This is a genomic window from Chromobacterium sp. IRSSSOUMB001 (assembly GCF_023507765.1).
In the GTDB taxonomy this organism is placed as follows: Bacteria; Pseudomonadota; Gammaproteobacteria; order Burkholderiales; family Chromobacteriaceae; genus Chromobacterium; species Chromobacterium haemolyticum.
Window position 1 is genome coordinate 1 of the sequence record NZ_JALCYU010000068.1, and the last position, 349, is coordinate 349.

Here is a 349-nt window from a genome sequence, read left to right on the forward strand (position 1 = left end):
GAGATCGCCGGAGCGATACAGGCGGGAGCCGTCGGCGGCGAAGGGATTGGGCAGGAAGCGGGCGGCGGTCAGCGCCGGGCGGTTCCAGTAGCCGCGAGCGACGCCGGGGCCGCCGACGTAGATCTCGCCGGGCACGCCGATGGGCACTGGCTGCAGGAAGCGGTCCAGCAGATGGAAGGCCAGATCGGGAATCGGCGGGCCGATGACCTGTCCTTTGCGAGCGTCGAGATCGGCCTGGCGGATAGCGCGCTGGGTGACGTGCACGGTGGTTTCGGTGATGCCGTACATATTGACCAGCTCGGGCCGTTGATCGCCGCGTTGTTGGAACCAGGGCTCCAGACTGGCCAGC

1 protein-coding gene is annotated in these 349 nt (G+C 68.5%); it reads right to left on the reverse strand.

Features of this window, described 5'->3' with window-relative positions:
• A partial coding sequence (locus MOV80_RS23350) for an AMP-binding protein (protein ID WP_249605570.1) occupies window positions 1-349 on the reverse strand: 349 nt, incomplete at both ends.